13 protein-coding genes and 1 tRNA gene are annotated in these 19,598 nt (G+C 44.0%); 7 read left to right on the top strand and 7 right to left on the bottom strand.

Features of this window, described 5'->3' with window-relative positions:
• Positions 1–99: 99 nt before the first annotated feature.
• The 3 genes from ACP26M_RS19470 (at position 100) to ACP26M_RS19460 (ending at position 4,692) form a co-directional block, all read left to right on the top strand.
• Positions 100–1,212, top strand: a complete 1,113-nt coding sequence (locus ACP26M_RS19470) for an acyltransferase family protein (RefSeq protein ID WP_426582468.1) — start codon at positions 100–102, stop codon at positions 1,210–1,212.
• A gap of 1 nt (position 1,213) precedes the next feature.
• Positions 1,214–1,759 carry a DUF2059 domain-containing protein gene (locus ACP26M_RS19465; protein WP_426582466.1) on the top strand — a complete coding sequence of 182 codons (546 nt, stop codon included), beginning with the start codon at positions 1,214–1,216 and terminating at the stop codon, positions 1,757–1,759.
• 71 nt (positions 1,760–1,830) lie between these two features.
• Positions 1,831–4,692, top strand: a complete 2,862-nt coding sequence (locus ACP26M_RS19460; protein WP_426582464.1) for a M16 family metallopeptidase — start codon at positions 1,831–1,833, stop codon at positions 4,690–4,692.
• A gap of 163 nt (positions 4,693–4,855) precedes the next feature.
• On the opposite strand, the gene ACP26M_RS19455 is transcribed toward ACP26M_RS19460, so the two are convergent.
• Positions 4,856–5,527, bottom strand: coding sequence for a hypothetical protein (locus ACP26M_RS19455; RefSeq protein ID WP_426582462.1), 672 nt, complete (start codon positions 5,525–5,527; stop codon positions 4,856–4,858).
• A gap of 123 nt (positions 5,528–5,650) precedes the next feature.
• Between ACP26M_RS19455 and ACP26M_RS19450 the strand changes: the two genes are divergently transcribed.
• Complete coding sequence (locus tag ACP26M_RS19450) at positions 5,651–8,269, top strand: ligase-associated DNA damage response DEXH box helicase (protein WP_426582460.1); 2,619 nt, start codon at positions 5,651–5,653, stop codon at positions 8,267–8,269.
• Positions 8,270–8,338: 69 nt separating this feature from the next.
• Here the strand turns inward: ACP26M_RS19450 and abc-f are convergent, their stop codons facing one another.
• On the bottom strand, positions 8,339–9,928 hold the full coding sequence (abc-f, locus tag ACP26M_RS19445; RefSeq protein WP_426582458.1) for a ribosomal protection-like ABC-F family protein: 1,590 nt from the start codon (positions 9,926–9,928) through the stop codon (positions 8,339–8,341).
• Positions 9,929–10,168: 240 nt separating this feature from the next.
• A complete protein-coding gene (locus ACP26M_RS19440) occupies positions 10,169–10,783 on the bottom strand; it encodes a DUF1349 domain-containing protein (RefSeq protein ID WP_426582456.1) in 615 nt (204 codons plus the stop codon).
• Between the two features lie 363 nt (positions 10,784–11,146).
• On the opposite strand from ACP26M_RS19440, the gene ACP26M_RS19435 reads away from it, so the two are divergent.
• A complete protein-coding gene (locus ACP26M_RS19435; protein WP_426582454.1) occupies positions 11,147–11,923 on the top strand; it encodes an SDR family oxidoreductase in 777 nt (258 codons plus the stop codon).
• A gap of 56 nt (positions 11,924–11,979) precedes the next feature.
• Here the strand turns inward: ACP26M_RS19435 and ACP26M_RS19430 are convergent, their stop codons facing one another.
• Complete coding sequence (locus ACP26M_RS19430) at positions 11,980–13,020, bottom strand: methyltransferase (RefSeq protein ID WP_426582452.1); 1,041 nt, start codon at positions 13,018–13,020, stop codon at positions 11,980–11,982.
• A gap of 349 nt (positions 13,021–13,369) precedes the next feature.
• Between ACP26M_RS19430 and ACP26M_RS19425 the strand changes: the two genes are divergently transcribed.
• Together ACP26M_RS19425 and ACP26M_RS19420 are read left to right on the top strand one after the other, a co-directional pair.
• Positions 13,370–14,134, top strand: coding sequence for a DUF4382 domain-containing protein (locus ACP26M_RS19425; RefSeq protein WP_090534736.1), 765 nt, complete (start codon positions 13,370–13,372; stop codon positions 14,132–14,134).
• 328 nt (positions 14,135–14,462) lie between these two features.
• The gene (locus ACP26M_RS19420) at positions 14,463–16,097 is read left to right on the top strand and encodes an ABC-F family ATP-binding cassette domain-containing protein (RefSeq protein ID WP_426582450.1); all 1,635 of its coding nucleotides are present in this window, start codon (positions 14,463–14,465) and stop codon (positions 16,095–16,097) included.
• Positions 16,098–16,230: 133 nt separating this feature from the next.
• On the opposite strand, the gene ACP26M_RS19415 is transcribed toward ACP26M_RS19420, so the two are convergent.
• From ACP26M_RS19415 to metG, 3 genes are all read right to left on the bottom strand, one after another.
• Positions 16,231–17,100 carry a DUF7003 family protein gene (locus ACP26M_RS19415; protein WP_426582448.1) on the bottom strand — a complete coding sequence of 290 codons (870 nt, stop codon included), beginning with the start codon at positions 17,098–17,100 and terminating at the stop codon, positions 16,231–16,233.
• 168 nt (positions 17,101–17,268) lie between these two features.
• A tRNA-Arg gene (locus tag ACP26M_RS19410) sits at positions 17,269–17,340 on the bottom strand.
• Positions 17,341–17,477: 137 nt separating this feature from the next.
• Complete coding sequence (metG, locus tag ACP26M_RS19405; RefSeq protein ID WP_426582447.1) at positions 17,478–19,547, bottom strand: methionine--tRNA ligase; 2,070 nt, start codon at positions 19,545–19,547, stop codon at positions 17,478–17,480.
• Between the last annotated feature and the right edge of the window lie 51 nt (positions 19,548–19,598).

Here is a 19,598-nt window from a genome sequence, read left to right as displayed (position 1 = left end):
CGATTAGCCTTGTTTTTGACAGGGTGTATAAACCCCTCCCTGCCAATGCACATTCCAAACGCACCCCTCCCAAGGGAGGGAATTTCTTTAATGTAGCCTATGACCTCAACCATAACCGAAAAACCAAAACGGCTTCTTTCCCTTGATGTATTCCGGGGCATTACCATCGCCATGATGATCCTCGTTAATGATCCTGGCGATTGGGGACATATTTATGCACCGCTTGAACATTCTAAATGGAACGGTTGTACACCTACCGACCTGGTTTTTCCTTTCTTTTTGTTTATGGTTGGCGTATCGGTTATATATGCCATGGAAAGTAAAAAGGCTACGGTATCGCATAGTAGCCTCATCCTGAAGGCGATGCGCCGTACCGTGATCCTGCTGCTGATCCCCTGGATAACTCAACTGATATTTCACCCGGATGGCGGATTGGCTCATTTACGTTTGCCAGGTGTGTTGCCGCGCATAGCCCTGGTATATTTCATCAGCACGGTACTTTATCTCAAGACATCACAAAAAACGCGCGACTGGATTTTTGCCGGAGCGCTTATAGGTTATTTTATCATCATGACCTTTATCCCGGTACCGGGCGTGGGTTATGCCAACCTGGAGCCCGAAACCAATTTGGGGGCATGGATAGACAGGCTGGTATTTACGCCCGATCACCTCTGGCGCGAATCGCATACCTGGGACCCGGAAGGTTTGCTGGGAACTATTCCCGCCGTTGCCACAGCCCTGTTTGGCATTAGGGTGGGCAGCTGGCTAAAACGTAGGGACCGCGATGACAACATCAAAACTAACTGGATGTTTGTTTACGGAATAATCGCGGTTATAGCAGGCTTGTTCTGGGATTTGTTTTTTCCTATTAACAAAGCCTTGTGGACAAGTTCCTTTGTGCTTTATACCGGCGGCCTGGCAACCATTGGGCTGGCTTTATGCTACTGGCTTATTGACGTACAAGGGTGCAAACGCTTTACTTATCCCTTTGTGGTATTTGGTGCAAATGCCATAACAGCTTATGTGCTGTCGGGCTTTATTCCGCATTATATGGGGATGATTAAAATAAACGGCTCATCTATTTATCAAACTTTTTTTGCTCCTTATTTTTCACCTGTAAATGCTTCGTTGATTAGCGCTATATTTACGGTACTCATTTTATGGGTAGTGATGTGGGTGCTCTACATCAAAAAGATCTTTATCAAAATTTAATATGAACCTAAAACTTAAACTTATCGCATTAACAGGAATCATCCTGTTTTCTTTTTCAAGCTTAAAAGCGCAAACAACCACTCAAACTATTACCCAATCACATTTAAAGGCCGTTGAGCAATTGTTAGTTTCTATTGGTATAGATAAACAGTTTGGCGGAATGATGGATAATATCATTAGCACTTCAAGTAGTCAAATGCCTGCAGAGCAGCGTGCCAAATTCATTGATGTGATGAAAACCTTTATGAACAAATACTTTACCTGGGATTTGCTTAAAGATAAGATGGCAGCTATTTATGCTGAAGAATTTACTGAAGATGAACTTAATCAGATTTCTGTGTTTTATAGCTCACCGATAGGACAAAAAGTAAGCTCAAAATTGCCTGCGTTAATGCAAAGGGGGATGATGGTTGGCCAGAATGCCGTTGCAGAACATAAAGATGAGCTAACACAAATGATGCAGGATGCTTTTGGTTCTTCTAACCAGGCTCCGGCTAATCAGGCTCCCGCTAAAAAACCAGCCTCAAAATCAGCTACAAAACATTAATTTTCATAACAATACTTTGTAACTAAGACTTTCGTTTTGCATCTTAGTACCCTGACTATTTAAACTTTATAATGAACCTGAACAAATACGTTCCGCTGGCCCTATTGGCTTTAACACTTTCGGGCGGAAGTGCTTTTGCACAAGTAAAAAAGAAACCTGTTCCGTCGCCTAAAAATAAACCCGGCACCCAGGCCATTGCTGCCAAGAGCGATATATTACCGGTTGACAAGGATGTGATCATTGGTAAATTACCCAATGGCTTAACTTATTATATCCGTGCCAATGTTGAGCCTAAAAGCAGGGCCGAACTTTACCTGGTTAATAAAGCCGGTTCTGTTTTGGAAAATGACGATCAGCAGGGCCTGGCCCACTTTACCGAGCACATGGCTTTTAACGGTACACGCGATTTTCCAAAAAATCAGATGGTTGACTACCTGCAAAAAGCAGGCGTAAAATTCGGCGCCGATTTAAACGCTTACACTTCATTTAACGAAACTGTATATCAATTACCTCTGCCAACTGATACCGTCAGCGTGTTTGAAAAAGGCTTTAATATACTGGCTAACTGGGCCGGTTATGTAAGCTTTGATCCTGCCGAAATTGATAAAGAGCGGGGCGTTGTTTTGGAAGAAGAACGTCTTCGTGGCAAAAATGCCCAGGAACGCCTGCAACAGCAAACATTGCCCGTGCTGCTTAACAACTCAAGGTATGCGCTGCGCTTGCCTATAGGTAAAGAAGACATCCTGAAAAACTTTAAGCCGGAAACCATCAAAGCTTTTTACCAGGATTGGTATCGCCCGGATTTGCAGGCTGTTGTTGCCGTGGGCGATTTTGACCCAAAACGTGTTGAGGCGCTCATTAAACAAAACTTTTCACAGCTTAAAAACCCGGCCGCCGAAAAGCCGAGGACAAAATATTCCGTACCTGCAACACCGGGTACCACGGTAAAAATTGTTACGGATCCCGAGTATCCATACACTGTTGCACAGATAATTGTAAAACATCCCGGCACGGTTACTAAAACTACCGGCGACTACATGCAGCAGGTAAGGATACAGTTGTTTAACCAGATGCTTAACTCGCGCATAAACGAGTTGCTGCAAAAACCTAATCCACCGTTTTTATATGGCCGTACCAGCTATGGTAATTTTATTGGCGACCAGGATGCGTATACTTCACTGGTTGTCGCCAAACCTGGCGAACTTGAAAAAGCGGTTAAAGCCGTAGTGGCCGAATCTGAACGCGCCCGCAAATTTGGTTTTACCCTTACCGAACTGGAACGCGCCAAGCAGGATGCACTGGTTGGTATTGGGAATGCTTACAGGGAGAGGGATAAAACCCCTTCGGCAAATTTTGTACGTGAATACCAGGCTAACTTTTTGACCGGCGAAGCTATCCCGGGTATTAGCTATGAATACAATTTTTATATAGGCAATATCTATAAAGTAAGCCTGGCCGATATGAATGCTATGGCCGGTAAATTTATCAGCGATCAAAACCGTGTGGTGGTAGTACAGGCCCCGGATAAAGAAAAAGCTAATTTGCCCGATGAAAAAACCTTGCTCAACTGGATTGCCACAGGCGGCCAAAATGTAACTGCCTATATTGATAATGTATCAAGTGACCCACTGCTGGCCAAAGTTCCTGAAGGTACTAAAGTTGCTAAAGAAGAAACAGATGAGGCCCTTGGTACAACCACGCTTACTTTAGGCAATGGTTTAAAGGTGATCTTAAAACCTACTGAATACCGTAACGATCAGATCCTGATAAACGGTTATGCTTTTGGCGGTACATCACTGGCAAGTGACGATGAATTTACGTCGGCAAACCTGGCTTCATCTATCATCAGCGGTAGCGGTATAGCGCAATTTAACCAGGGTATGCTTGATAAAAAACTGGCCGGCAAAAACCTGAGTATTTCGCCGTATATCAGTGAGTTCGCACAGGGTATTTCGGGAAATACCTCACCAGCCGATTTTGAAAAAGCCCTTCAGTTGATTTACCTGTACTTTACCCAGCCGCGTAAAGACAAAGACATCTGGGATGCCAACATCGATCAAACCAGGTCTATATTGAGTACCCGCGGGCTTGATCCTGGAAGTGTTTACCAGGATACGGTATCGGCTGTATTAAGTAACTATAATTTCCGTGGTATGGTAACTACCTTACCAAGGTTAAATGCGGCAACACTTGATAAAGCTTACGATTTTTACAAAAAACGCTTTGCCGATGCCAGTGGTTTTACCTTTACACTGGTGGGTAATTTTAACATAGAAACAATTAAGCCATACCTTGAGCATTACCTTGGCGGTTTGCCCTCAACCAACAGCAAGGAAACTTACAAAAACATGAATATTGAGCCGCCTGCAGGATTGATCACCAAAACGGTGAATAAAGGGGTAGGTGAAAAAAGCACAGTACAATTGGTTTTTAGCGGCGATTATGATTACAATGAAGCTAACAATATCCAGGTAGATGCGCTGGAAGAAGTACTGAACATTAAACTGATTGAACGGCTACGTGAGCAGGAAAGCGGTGTATATGCTCCCGGGGTAAGGGCCGGCTATCATAAAATTCCGGGAGGCCGTTACACTTTTACCATATCTTTTGGTTGCGCACCCGAAAATGTGGATAAGCTGATCAACGCTACCATGGAGGAGATAGCCAAAATTAAACAGAACGGCGCCTTACCGGCAGATATCCAGAAATTTGTTGCCGAAGAAGCCCGTTCAACCCAGCAGCAGCTAAAGCAAAACGTTTTCTGGGCAGGATATCTTGCCTCTACATCGCAGAACGGCGAAAATCCTGATCAGATCCTGGGGCATGTAAGCAGCCTTGAACAAATAACCCCTCAAAGCACCAAAGATGCCGCCAATAAATACCTGAGCGGTAAAAATTTGATTAAACTGATATTGATGCCCGAAAAGAAATAAGGATAGTCGATATCATAATAAAGAAGGCCTTTCCGTTTTGGGAAGGCCTTCTTTATTTGTAGAGACGCATCACATTTGCGTCTTCCGGAGGACAAGCGGCTTTGCTTAATTATCGTGATTTGTATGCCCAGGACGCAACTATGTGTTTCTACGTCGAAAACAATCAATGCATATTCAAATAAGCCACTGCAGTGTTATTGGCTTTATGCACTACCACGCCAACGCAACGGCCGCTACCACCTATTTCAAAAGAGATCCCTTTAGCCAAATCAGTATAAATCTGCACCTTATCGCCATTGTTGGTGTAGGTAGAGGTTGGCTTTAATGAATAATATTTTTGAATATCCTGTTTGGGTGAACCTACACCTACGCCCTCGCGGGTTTTAAACCGCGGCGATGTTATGAGGATCTTTTGTATATGACTTATTAATTCATCCTTACCGCCCATGTTGCGGTGCGAAAAAACTGCGGTACGATAACGGGTAATATCATGTTTGGCAAACCAGACCATCAATGAACTGCCCATGGCCGCGTCGGAGCTATCAGGCTTGCCCAATTGCTTTATCACATTTTGCACATCATCATTTAAAATAATATGCCCGATGCTTTTGCCGGGAGTTATCAGCCAGTCCGAGTGAACGGTGTTGGCCGTGTTAGTATCGAGTGCCATGGTATGGTGGACGGAGGTATCGTTTTTATTGCCTGAATGCTGGCCTGTGGTATCCCTGGGTATGTGATTGGTATCGGCTAAAGTTGTTTCTTTTTTTGAATTGTTGCCGCAGGCCAAAAGGCAGATGGCTATCGAAATGATTATTAAGCTATTTCTGATCGTCATATAACCATAACCAATTTAATAGTTATTTTGTTGGTTCGATTATTTGTGCAATAACCAAACAACAAAAATTTTGTTAACAGGATAATGACAAGCAAAGGCCAACAGGTTATACAGCAATGGTACATGGAAAAAAATTGGGAGCAGTTCCCTTTCCAGGCCGAAATGATGGAGGCGTACCTTGGCGGCTATTCAGGCTTGTTGAATGCTCCCACTGGCAGCGGTAAAACTTTTGCCCTGTTCCTGCCTTTTTTAGCGGGGTTCATCAACACACATCCCGATACCTATAAAACAAAACAAAATAACGGTTTGCTGATGCTTTGGATAACGCCATTACGGGCGCTTACCAACGATATCCGTAAAGCCATGCAGGAAGCCTGCGATGAGATAGGTTTACCATGGCGCATAGCTACCCGAACCGGAGATACCCCCGCTGCCGAAAAACAGGCCCTCAAAAAAAAGCTGCCCGAAGTGCTGCTTACTACCCCCGAAAGCTTGCACCTCATGCTTGCCCAAAAGGAATATCCTAAACTGTTCAGTCAGCTGCAGGTGGTTGTAATTGATGAATGGCACGAGTTGTTGGGTACGAAGAGGGGAGTGCAGGTGGAGCTGGGCCTATCCCGCCTTAAGGCCCTCGCTACAGTTTTCAGTGAGCAGTTTGCAGTAGGCAGTAATAATCAGTTTGCAGTGGACAGTTTGCCGTTTGCAGGGAATAGGGTGCCAAACGAGAGTGTAAACGGAACCAAAAACTGCCAACTTCCAACTCAAAACTGTCAACTCAAAATCTGGGGCATCTCCGCAACTATCGGTAATCTTGAACAGGCCGCCGAAGTTTTATTAGGGAATGATTTTCCGTCGGAACAGGTTAAAATGGTGCGCGCTAACCTGGAGAAGAAGCTGGATATCCGGTCTATTATTCCACAGAATATTGAAAATTACTCCTGGGCGGGGCATATCGGGTTAAAGCTGCTGCCCGAGGTGATGGAAATAGTTGCCAAAAGTAAAACCACACTGATATTTACCAATACCCGCTCTCAATCGGAGATCTGGTACCATGCCATTTTGGATAATTACCCCGAGTATGCGGGCATCATGGCTATGCACCATGGCTCATTGGATAACGAGCTGCGCAACTGGGTAGAAGCCGCCCTGCATGCCGAAGCGCTAAAACTGGTAGTATGCACCTCAAGTTTGGATTTGGGGGTGGATTTTAGGCCGGTAGATACCGTAGTGCAGGTAGGAAGCCCGAAAGGAGTAGCACGATTTATGCAGCGCGCGGGGCGAAGCGGGCACCATCCGGGAGCCACATCTCTGGCCTATTTTGTGCCTACGCATTCGCTCGAATTATTGGAGGGGGCAGCGCTAAAGGAAGCTATTAAGGATAAGATTTTTGAAAGCCGCGACCCAATGCTGCTCACCATGGATGTGCTGATCCAGTACATGGTTACATTAGCTGTTTCGGACGGTTTTCGTGCCGAAGAATTGTTTGAGGAGGTTAAAACCACCTATGCCTTTGCTGATCTGAGCAGGAACGAATTTGGTCAGCTACTTGATTTTATCACCAGCGGCGGCAAAACGCTTGCCCAATATGATGAATTTCTAAAAGTTGAGGTTGAAAACGGATTGTATAAAGTAAATAGCCGCAGAGTAGCCATGCGGCACCGGCTGAGTATTGGTACTATTACCAGTGAATTAAGCATCCGAGTAAAATGGCTCAGCGGCGGTAGTCTCGGTACTATTGAAGAGTCCTTTGTATCGAAGTTAAAACCCGGTAATACTTTTTGGTTTGCAGGCAGGAGTTTGGAGTTTGTACGCGTGAAGGAAATGACAGCCTACGTTAAAAAATCCAACTCAACCAAAGGCATCATTCCGAGTTGGAACGGGGGACGCATGCCGCTGTCATCGCAACTGGCTGCCGTGTTCAGGCTTAAGCTGGATGAGGTGGCGCATGGAATTGAAAAAGATGTAGAAGTTAAAGCTTTGAAACCGCTTTTTGATTTGCAGCAGCAATTATCGCACTTACCGCAAAGCCATGAATTTTTGATCGAGTCATTTAAATCGAGAGAAGGGCACCATTTGTTGTTTTATCCTTTTGAAGGGCGGTTGGTTCACGAAGGTATGGCATCGCTGCTGGCTTATCGCATCAGTAAAATAAGGCCTGCAAGTTTTTCTATCGCCATGAATGATTACGGTTTTGAATTGCTTACCGACGAAGATATACCTATTGAAGAAGCACTGGAAGATGCCGGTTTTTTTTCGATAGATAACCTGATAGATGATATTCAGCACAGTTTAAATGCCAATGAAATGGCCCGCCGCCGTTTCAGGGATATAGCACATATTGGAGGTTTAGTGTTTACGGGTTATCCCGGTCAGCAGGTTAAGAATAAGCATTTGCAGGCATCAACTTCATTACTGTTTGAAGTTTTCAGCGAGTATGAGCCGGATAACTTACTGGTACGCCAGGCCTATAACGAGGCTTTGGCCTTTCAATTGGAAGAGTTCAGGCTAAGGGCTGCTTTGCAACGGATCCAAACACAAAATATCATTTTGAAAGTGATTGAGCGACCAACACCTTTCGCCTTTCCGATCATGGTTGACAGCCTTGGCCGGGAAAGACTGACTACCGAGACCATGGAAGAGCGCATAGCCAAGATGGCCCGCAGCTATGGTGCCGAAGGTGTTCCGGAACCAGCAGAACGCAAAAGCAGGAAGCCGGGAATTACAAGGAAGAAAGGGTTTTAAATAATGAAAAACAAAAGCAGGCCAGCTGTATGCAAAGCAAACAGGTAGCCCCCTCTTTTTTCTATCTTTTTACCCTAACAAAATCTCCTGTTCTACGTTGATCTCCTTTAAAAAATATTCATCGTGCGATACAACGATGAGCGTTCCCCGGTAATCGTTAATAGCTGCTGTTAAAATTTCGATGTTTTGAATATCGAGGTTATTGGTGGGCTCATCCAGGATGATCATATCTGGTGCCTGGTTGCTGATGGTTAATGAACAGAGCATCAGCCGCATTTTTTCGCCGCCGCTCAGGGCGCTGCATGGTTTATCCCAATACTCCTTAGTAAACAAAAACCTGTTGAGGCGAATTTTGATGTCATGTTCCTGCAATACGCCCGAATTATATTCTTCCGCCTGTTCATAAACACTGAGCTTATTATTGATGAGTGAATAATCCTGGTCGATATAAATGGCTTTGACCGCCGCAAGTTCAATTGTGCCGGATTGTGGTTTCAGTGAGTCCAGCAGCATCTTTATCAGCGTTGTTTTGCCCGAGCCGTTTGCCCCTTTGATCACCAGTCTTTCGCCGCTGGCGATTTGAAAACTTAACGACGGGGTCCAAAGCTGCTGATCTTCGTATCCAAAGTTAAGGTCCTTAGCGGTAATCAGTACCTTCCCTTTATGAAGTGTCGAATTGTCAAAACCCATCTTCATTTTATCAATATCCGGCAACCGTGTACGCAGCTGGCTTAGTTCCTGTGCGATAGCATCAGTTTTTTCGGCATGGACACCCTTCATCTTCGAGGTGCTTTTTTCGGCGCTGTTTTTAAGCGTTTTCATCATGATGGTTGGCACACCGGCTTTTTCCTGTTTCTTTTTACCGCGGGCATCCAGCTTTTGCTGCCGTTCAATTGATTCCCTTTCTGTTTCCTTAGCCTTGCGGAGCGCTTTCTCCTTGCTTTTTACATCCTGGTTCAGGGCATCGCCCTCCATCATTTTTTGTTCGGCATAAAAATCGTAATCTCCGCCGTAAACGGTTATACCTCGCTTGCTAAGTTCGCAAACCGTAGTAAGTAAGTTGAGTAAGGTACGGTCGTGACTAACCACCACCAGCGTATTATTGGTTGATTGGATATAATTATACAACAGTTCCCGGCTTGTGTTATCCAAATGGTTGCTCGGCTCATCCAGCAAAACTATTTCGGGGCGATGAATGACGATGCCTGCTAAAAATACTTTTGTTTTTTGCCCGCCGCTAAGCGTGCCCATTTTTTGCGAAAGATCAATATCCTTAAGCTGCCAATGGATAAACGCTTCCCGGCAGCGCTCCTCAATGGCCCAGTCGTCATTGAGCAGGGCCATATTTTCATCGGTAACATTGCCCTCAAGGATCTGCTTTAAGGCATTTAGTTTATCCGCTATTTGCAGGGCTTCGGCAACGCTAAACGCATTGTACTGTCCAAAAATCTGGGGCACATAATATGGTTTCGCACCGGTTTTTACCACGCCGCTTGCGGGCTGTAAGTTTCCGGCCAATATTTTAAGCAGGGTTGATTTCCCGGTGCCGTTGTTGCCTATGAGGGCTATTTTATCGTTTTTATTAACTACGAGATCTATACCGGCAAATAAAAGATCACGGTTAGGGTGTATATAAGTGATATCGTGCAGAATAAGCATAATTTCTTTCTTTAAAGCGTGAATAATTACAGCGTGTGTTGTGGTGACGGCGCTGTTTATTTGTTCTGAAAGAAATTATTTATCACATAAAGGGAATGGTTGTTTACCGCGGCAAAAATAATAAAAATGGTTGAAATGCAATGAGGGAGATATTCCATCCTCTTTCTACCAGAAATCAGCTCAAAAAAGCCTTCGAACGTCAGTTCAAAGGCTTAATTCTATATCAATCTTCCGACAAAATTATTTGCCGATCTTCTGTACTTTAAAATCTTCAAACTTTACATCAAAGCTTTGTTTGCCGGGCGCCGCCGCCACCATTCCTATCATCGCTTTTACATTGGGCGGAAAATAAGCCAGGCGGAGCATATCATATTTTTCACCATCGAACGAATATTTGATTTCTACGAAATCGCCTTTGCGCAGCAGTTTCAGCCAAACCGATTTGGGACTGTCATGCCTCGGCACTACCGACCAGTCCGAAACTTCGCGGGTAACTACAGCGCTTACGTTTTGTACGCCGTCAACATATTCAATTCCGGTTTTGATCCAGTTTTTGTTATCTATCCTTACCATTAACCCGGCCTGGTGAAACAGCTCTTTGTAGGCCCCGGTAATTTTTACGCTGGCTTCAAAATCACCTTCCTGTTCGGTAAAATAAAATGGACCGTTATCCCTGATAAAGCCATAATGTGTTACCCGCCAGTAATCGGTTGCGGGGTCAACGGTCATGTGCAGCGTACTGCCTTCTATTAATGATTTTTGAGGTTTACTGTACCACTGCATACTGTTTAAGTTTTGTGCGAAACCAAATTTGCTGAGCAGGGCAAATAAGATTAAAAAGGTTAGTTTTTTCATGGAGGTAAATTTATGATAATAAAGAATGAAGGTCGTTTAAGTTTATAAACTTTTACTTCGTTGGTCGGGTCACGCCACGCCTTATAAGGCCACAGAGGATGTGATATTACTAATTGTTAAAATAGGCCTGAAGACATCCAGAAACGTGATTTGGAATCTTTAGCCTCAAGGTTTAGACGGAAACTGAGCAGGCAAATGGCTGAAAGAAAAATCAGCCAAATCAAAGTAATAACTACACGGAGTACTTGTAATCTTTCGCAAAAAACTGAATAGTTGCTTGACTGTGGGCTAACCGTCAATTTTTCGGAACAGCAGTCCTTATAGTTAAAAATTCAGGAGATTTGCTTCTTAAAAGATTTGCCTATGAACCTCGGATTAGATCAAAAGGTAGCTGTAGTGCTGGCTGCAAGTAAAGGATTAGGAAAAGCCTCGGCAATGGCGTTATCAGCAGAAGGCGCTAAAGTCATCATCGGTTCGCGGAACGCGGCAGAACTTAACGAAGCCGCGGAAGACATTAGCTCAAAAACGGGTAATGAAGTGTCCTGCTTCCCGGTAGACGTCTGCGATAGCGAGCAATTGACTTCGTTTATAAATCGGGCGGGCAGCTTATATGGACGGATAGATATATTGGTTAATAATGCCGGCGGACCACCGTTTGGGAAGTTTGAGAGCTTTGACGACACACAATGGCAGCAGGCCTATGAACAAAACATGCTCAGTTTCGTTCGCACATCCCGGTTGGTATTGCCGTTCATGAAAACGGCAGGCAGCGGTCGTATTATCAATATCGTTAGCGGTTCCGTCAAGTCCGTATTGACCAACTCAGTGCTGTCTACCGCAATGCGTATGGGCGTAGTTGGTACGGCAAAAATGCTTGCCGACGAATTAGGCGCTTACGGAATTACCGTCAATAACATTGCGCCGGGCCTTATTCTGACAGATCGGATCAGGCACACACTGCCTCAGGACGTGGACCCCGAAGAGGCAATTAGGGAAAAAGCTAAAAGCATTCCGCTCGGGCGCATTGGTAAGCCAGAAGAGTTTGCAGCCCTGGTAGCATTCCTTTCATCTGCCCAGGCGGCATACATCAGCGGGACAACCATACAGGTAGACGGAGGTGCCAGCCGTGCTATTTTTTAATAAGGTCGAACTGTTGCCTGTATTTCTTTCACTCTCAGTAACATCGAACCACTCATCTACTTGTATGCAACTGCCGCGCTTGATGGCCCGGTTAATGGAATGATTGAAGTTGATTTAAACCCGACAATATTTGCCCACCTGTTAAAGTCGGCAAATGTGTAATCAAATCCGGTACCTGTTTCAATAAGCATATTCAAGCTCATCATCATTCCAAAAACATTTTGTTTTCGCTCGCTATCTATTATGTTTTCGATAGCTACAAATGCTCCGTTGGCGGGGAGCGCGTCATAAGCTTTTTTCATTAATGATATTTTATTTTTCTCGTCCCAATCATGCAGGATATTTCCCATTACAACAACATCTGCATTGGGTATCGGCATAGTGAAGAAGTCGCCGCTTGCTGTGTTTACCTGGTCGGATAGCCCGAATTGCTGTATAGTTGCGTTTGCAACGGGTTCAACCGGCGGGAGGTCAAAACTGGTGCAACGCATATGGGCATTATGCCTGGCAATCATCAATGAAAGCAGCCCGGCCGAACCGCCTACATCAATCAGCGTTTTATATTTGGTAAAATCAAATTTTTGAGCAAAGGCCATAAAGTTCCCCATTTGAATGCCACTCATTGCATTAATAAACCCTTTCAATTTTTCAGGATCTGAATATATTAGGCCAAAAAAATCCTCGCTCTTTTTTATTTCGTTTTGCGGAAGCCCGGTAAGCAGCCCTTCGCCCAGGCTACCCCAAAATGTATATAAACGATTGTTCATCATTTCAAGGATGCCGCCAATGTATGATGGCTTATTTTTATCTAAAAATGTATCTGTGTCGAGAGAATTTGAATAAATAGCCGTATCCAAAATACCTTCACGCTTTAAAAAACCAAAAATGGTTAACGCATCTAAAAAATCGTAAACATTCCTGTCGGTACATTTAAGCCCTAAAATGTTTTTGATGTCGCTGGCTTTCATGGTTTTCTTTTCGGCAAGTCGGGTGAACAATTGAAAACTTACGGCGGTTAAAAGGATTTTTGAGGCCCAAAATCCTGTGCCAATTTTCATAATGTTTTCGGGTGATGGCTGGTTAGGTTGCTGTTCCATTTTTTAGTAATTATCGGTTTAAAACTGGTGATGCCTTTCGGCGAATTCTACCCGGGCGGGAGAAATTAATTATCTAAAATACAGGTATTTAATTTAAGAAGAAAGAGGAATTGATAATTATGAAGAATGTATTTATGTTAATTGATTATACCTTTTTCTGTTCGGGCCGAATGGGGAGATGGCATGATAATTTTTTGCGAAGAGAATGAGCTGTGCTTCCGGCAAAAGGTGATAAAGCATTGCTGCAAACTGCTATGAGCCTATTCGTCGACACAATCACATCATTCATCGTCACATTGGCACAAAAAATACGCGGATTTGTTCCCTCAATAAACAAACTTTTTAAATTATGAAAAAGCTATTTTTATTTACCGCAGCCCTAAGCCTTATGCTCTTTTCCTGTAAAAAGGATAGCACAAATAACGGGGGTACCGCCCACGTGACCGTGAAAATGACTGATGCACCCGGCGCTTTTGATGCCGTGATCCTGAATATCAAAAGTGTGATCATTGTAACCGATAAGGGTGAACAAACGCTCAATGTGGATGGAGGCGCCGTTGATATTCTGCGGTTCCGTTCGGGCCGTGATACTGTGCTGGCCGACCAGGATATCCCAGCAGGGACCATCCAGCAGGTGCGCCTGGTGTTGAACGACAGTGGTAACCGCGTGATTGTAGCCGGTGTGTCATATGACCTGACCACGCCAAGCGGTCAGACCTCAGGTGTGAAGCTGAACGTTCATGATAAGCTTACCGCCGGTATTGCCTATACTATGCGTTTGGACTTTGACGCCGCGCAATCCGTAGTACTTACCGGTAACGGCAAGTACATCCTCAAACCAGTGATCCGCGCAATTGCCACTGCCGCTTCAGGTGCACTGACCGGTGTAGTTAGTCCTGCCGCATCCTCACCGAAGGTATATGCTATTACGGGTGCCGACACCATTGGCTCAACTACAGATGCCACCGGTAAATATTATTTCCCTGGCCTGGCAGCGGGCAGTTACCAGGTGAAATTTGTGCCGGTTAGCCCCTATGCCATCAAAACAGTAACCAACATTTCGGTAACAAACGGCACCGTCACTGATATGGGAACGGTGAACATTACCCAGTAACCCTGCTCTATCATTAAAAGGAAACAGCGGAGATTCAGCGGATGGTTAGATGATCTCCGCACCGTTAACCTATATCTTGTAAAAAGCCTTTGATCTTCAGATTAAAGGCTTTTTAGTTGAAATTTGGCCTCAGTGAGGATATTTCTAAGCTCATAGCTTGCAGCGTTTCCTAAATTGGGCTATTTGCTATTTATTTTTTTGATATAGGTGGACTGCAAATCTTCAACATCGGTATAGTCAATCGCGGTTCGATAGGGTCTCTTCATACTTCCTGCTATAATTCTATGTCTTTCGCTTATCTTTGCGCGCAATTCAATTTTAGCATACAGTGATCAATGTCAACAACATCTCCGTTTCATTTGGCGGAACCACCTTATTTAGTGACGTAACCTTCTCCATCAACGAGAACGATAAGATAGCCCTGATGGGTAAGAATGGCGCAGGCAAGTCGACCATCCTCAAGATCATCGCCGGCGCAGCCAAACCTACTACAGGCAACGTAACCGGACCAAAGGACGCGGTAATAGCGTATTTGCCGCAACATTTGCTTACCCAGGATAACGTTACCGTTTTTGAGGAAACGATGAAAGCTTTTGACGAGGCTAATCAGATGCAGAAAGAGCTGGACGAAGTGAATGAGCAACTTAATATTCGTACCGATTACGACAGTGACGACTACATGAAGCTGATTGAGCGGGTATCGGAGCTGAGCGAGAAAGTTTATTCGCAGGAGGAGGTGAATTATGATGCAGAGGTTGAAAAGGTATTGAAGGGCTTGGGTTTTGAGCGCAAGGATTTCACCCGCCAAACTTCCGAGTTTTCGGGCGGATGGCGCATGCGGATCGAGCTGGCCAAAATTCTATTAAAGAAACCAGACCTGATCTTGCTGGATGAGCCTACCAACCACATGGATATTGAGAGTATACAATGGCTGGAAGATTTCCTGGTAAACTCGGCAAAGGCAGTGATGGTTATCTCCCACGACCGTACCTTTGTGGATAACATCACCAACCGTACCATCGAGGTTACCATGGGTAGGATCTACGATTACAAAGCCAAGTACACCCATTATCTCCAGTTGCGTGCTGACCGCCGGGTACATCAATTAAAAGCATACGAAGAACAACAGCGTTTTATAGCCGATAACCAGGAATTTATTGACCGGTTCAGAGGCACGTACTCCAAAACATTGCAGGTACAATCCCGCGTAAAAATGCTCGAAAAGCTTGAGGTTATTGAGATCGACGAAGTGGATACTTCGGCATTGCGCTTGAAATTTCCGCCGTCGCCACGTTCTGGTCAGTACCCGGTAATGGTTGAAGACCTGACAAAAACCTATGGCGATCATGTGGTGTTCCAAAAGGCAGCCATGGTGATTGAGCGGGGAGAAAAAGTGGCTTTTGTTGGTAAAAATGGTGAAGGTAAGTCGACCATGATTAAAGCTATTATGGGCGAGATTGATTTTGAAGGTTCCTTAAAAGTAGGTCACAACGCCAAGATCGGCTACTTTGCCCAAAACCAAGCAGCTTTGTTAGACGAGAATTTGACTGTGTTTGATACTATCGACCAGATCCCCCTAAGCGATGGCACAGTAAAGATCAAAGATCTTTTGGGTGCATTTATGTTCAGCGGCGATGATACTACCAAAAAGGTTAAGGTACTTTCGGGCGGTGAGAAAACACGTTTAGCAATGATCAAACTGTTGCTGGAACCTGTAAACGTATTGATCCTGGATGAGCCAACCAACCACTTGGATATGAGAACCAAGGATATCATCAAAGATGCCCTAAGAGATTTCGACGGAACACTGATCCTGGTATCTCACGACCGTGATTTTCTTGACGGGCTGGTGCAAAAAGTATTCGAGTTTGGCAACAAACGCGTTCGTGAACATTTTGAGGATATCAAAGGGTTTTTGGCCTATAAAAAGATGGATAGTTTGAAGCAGATTGAGCAGGGGTAAAAATTAGTGCATTTTTGCTGTAAAAGGAAAGCCTGCAAATATTTGCAGGCTTTCCTTTTACAATATTGTTTTGAGTAGTCGATACGTGAGTTGAATACTTAACGAAAGTTTTAAAAGCAGTGTGAGGGAGCCATCATAAATTCCCCGACTCCCAGTTTGACCAATGGTTGTTTGGTTTGTTTTTCGGTTTCCAAAAACCAGGATTTCCAGTTACAAGCACTTTTGCAATCAACTGATAGGTTTCCTGGTTACTTGGCAAAATGTGTTTTTGATAAACACTCTCAAAATGAAACTTATCTATAATCGATATTTCAGGCAGGTCACTTGGCAAATGTGCTTTGATATCGTCTTCGGTTGCATTCATAATTAAGGGGTGAGTTTCGCTGAGGTATCGTACTAACCCCTCAAAATTTATTAGGCGCTTCGGGTTATCGAAGGCCCTTGGCTTAATCCCAAAATGAGTATGTTTTTTTTCAATGTGTTCAATCTTAACTTTATGACCTCTCACAATAACATAGTTAGCGTTTGGATCAACTAACTCGAACTGTTCCATTTCCGACCCGCTTTTGTTTTGTATTCGCTCGTATTCTTCTCTAGTAATTAATATTATACGACTTGCATTGGTAATATAATTCCGTTCAGGGTACTTATCTATAGGATAATTAATGCAGTTTCCTATATAGTCCAATTCGATCTCGGCATCACCACCACGGTTTGCGTAACCGTTTTTTTCAAAAACAATTGCCCAACGACTTGCATCCGCATAAAGATGGATACGATTACCCGCTGTAGCAAAATAGCCATGTTCAAGGTCAAAAAAGAAATTGTATTTAATATCATCTTTCTTCCCAGCCGGGTAATATTCGCTCGGAATACCTTTAAAGGCAAGATCCAACTGAGTAAGTATTTCTTTTTCGGTGAAGCTTGTTTTAAAAGAAGTATTAGTGACGCCTGAAAACAATAAAGCAAGTGTCAATAATCCAATGATAAGAATCGGTTTCATGATACTAAAGTTAATTTATTCAGTAAGAATTACGAAAGCTTTTGAACTTTCATCTAAAGCTTCTCATATTATTTTTTCTCGCTTTCGGTGTTATCACCGAACTACTTTAACGTTCCAATAACGACAAAAGCCTTGAGACTTCCGTCTAAAGGCTTTTGTCTTAGGATGTGGTCCCGACGAGAATCGAACTCATATCTAGAGTTTAGGAAACTCCTATTCTATCCGTTGAACTACGGGACCGTTTAAAAATCAGCCTCAAAAAGGCCGATCTTTTATTTAGTTTGCAAAGGTGCAATTTTTCAATGAAAAATCACACCCTAAAATTCAAAATTTAAAAACTGCTCATTTGCGCATCTTCGCATCTTAAATCTGCACATTTAACGGATTACTGCGCCATTGTGGAAATCTTCAGTAGGGGCAACAAAGCTCAGCTTGCCTTCGCTATTTTCGGCCATCAGTATCATGCCTTGCGATACGATGCCTTTGATCTCTCTCGGCTCCAGGTTTACCAGTATGCTTACTTTTTGGCCTATGATGTTTTCCGGCTCATAATATTCGGCAATGCCGGATACTACGGTGCGCTCGTCAATTCCTGTATCAATGGTCAGTTTCAACAGCTTTTTGGTTTTGGCAACCTTTTCGGCTGCTAAAATGGTACCGGTGCGAATATCCATGGTGGCAAAGGTTTCGTAATTAACGTTTTCCTTTGCAGGCAGCACATCTGCTGATTTTGGTGGAGCTACAACCTTTTTATCTGCAAGTTTTTTAAGCTGGGCTTCTATCACATCGTCCTCTACCTTTTCAAACAACAACGCAGCCGGGTTCAACTGGTGCCCGTTGTTGAAATACATTTCCTGATCATAAGCTATAGGCTCATTGGGCAGGTTAAGCATGGTAATGATCTTTTTAGCCGTTGCAGGTAAAAAGGCCTGTGCGGCTGTAGCCAGATGACCGATCAATACCAAACAGTTGTGCAGCGCTTCTTTGGCAGCGGCAGGATCCGTTTTAATGGTTTTCCATGGCTCCTTTTCGGTAAGATAGCGGTTACCTAAGCGGGCCATATCCATTACTGCCTGTAAAGCCTGGCGGTAGCGGTAAGCTTCAAGGTTTTTCTCTATCTCATCGTAATACTCGCCTATGCCGTTGCTCAGGGTTACGTCGGTAAATTCTATCTTTTCAGTATCAGCCTCAATTTTACCATCGTAAAATTTGTGCATCAAAATCATTACGCGGTTCACAAAGTTACCTAATATGGCTACCAGCTCGTTATTTACCCGGGCCTGGTAATCTTTCCAGGTAAACTCGCTGTCGCTGGTTTCGGGTAGGATGGAGGTTAGTACATAGCGTAATTCATCCTGTTTGCCCGGAAACTCTTCCAGGTACTCATGCAGCCAAACCGCGTGGTTACGTGAAGTGGAAAGTTTATCACCCTCTAAATTCAAAAACTCGTTGGCCGGTACGTTTTGCGGCAAAATATATTCGCCGTGCGCATGCAGTATCGATGGAAAAATAATACAATGGAATACGATATTATCCTTACCGATAAAATGCAATAAGCAAGCATCATCCTGCTCGTCGGCTTGTTTTTTCCAGTATAGTTTCCAGTCTTTTTTATTATCAATAGCCCATTGTTTGGTGGCCGAAATATAACCGATAGGCGCATCCATCCACACGTAAAGCTTTTTGCCTTTGGCTTCGGCTAATGGAACGTCAATACCCCAGTCAAGGTCGCGGGTCATGGAGCGTGGCTGCAAGCCCGATTTTAGCCATGATTTGCACTGGCCAAAAACATTCACTTTCCAGCTGCCTTCTTTGGCATCTATCCATTGCTCCAGCCATGGCTGGTATTTATCTAAAGGCAGGTACCAGTGTTTGGTTGATTTAAGCACGGGCGTTTTGCCACTCAGGGTTGAGATTGGGTTGATGAGGTCGGTAGGGCTAAGGGAGGTACCGCAGCGCTCGCACTGGTCGCCGTAGGCATTTTCGTTACCGCAATTAGGGCAGGTTCCAATGATATAACGGTCGGCCAGAAACTGCTGATAATCTTCATCAAAATACTGATCGGAGAATTTTTCAATAAACTCGTCCTTTTCATACAGGTTCAGAAAAAACTCCTGGCTCAGCTCATGATGAATAGGCGACGAGGTACGGTGATAAATATCAAATGCGATACCGAACTCTTCAAAACTATCTTTTATCTGTTTGTGGTATTTGTCGATAATGGCCTGCGGGGTAGTATCTTCTTTTTTGGCTTTGATGGTAATAGCAGCACCGTGCTCATCCGAGCCGCATATGTACACCACGTCCTTCTTTTTCAGCCTTAAATACCGCACAAAAATATCTGCCGGCAGGTAAGCACCAGCAAGGTGACCGATATGTAAGGGGCCGTTGGCATAAGGCAGGGCCGATGTAATGGTGAATCGTTTATATTTGTTGAGTTGTGACATTAAATATCGCCTTGGTAAATAGTGTGCAAAGATAATTGATTTAAGTGGGAA

Source organism: Mucilaginibacter sp. R-33, from assembly GCF_049949235.1.
GTDB lineage: Bacteria > Bacteroidota > Bacteroidia > Sphingobacteriales > Sphingobacteriaceae > Mucilaginibacter.
The sequence above is the reverse complement of the archived record's forward strand: the minus strand, read 5'-3'. Positions and strand labels throughout refer to the sequence as shown.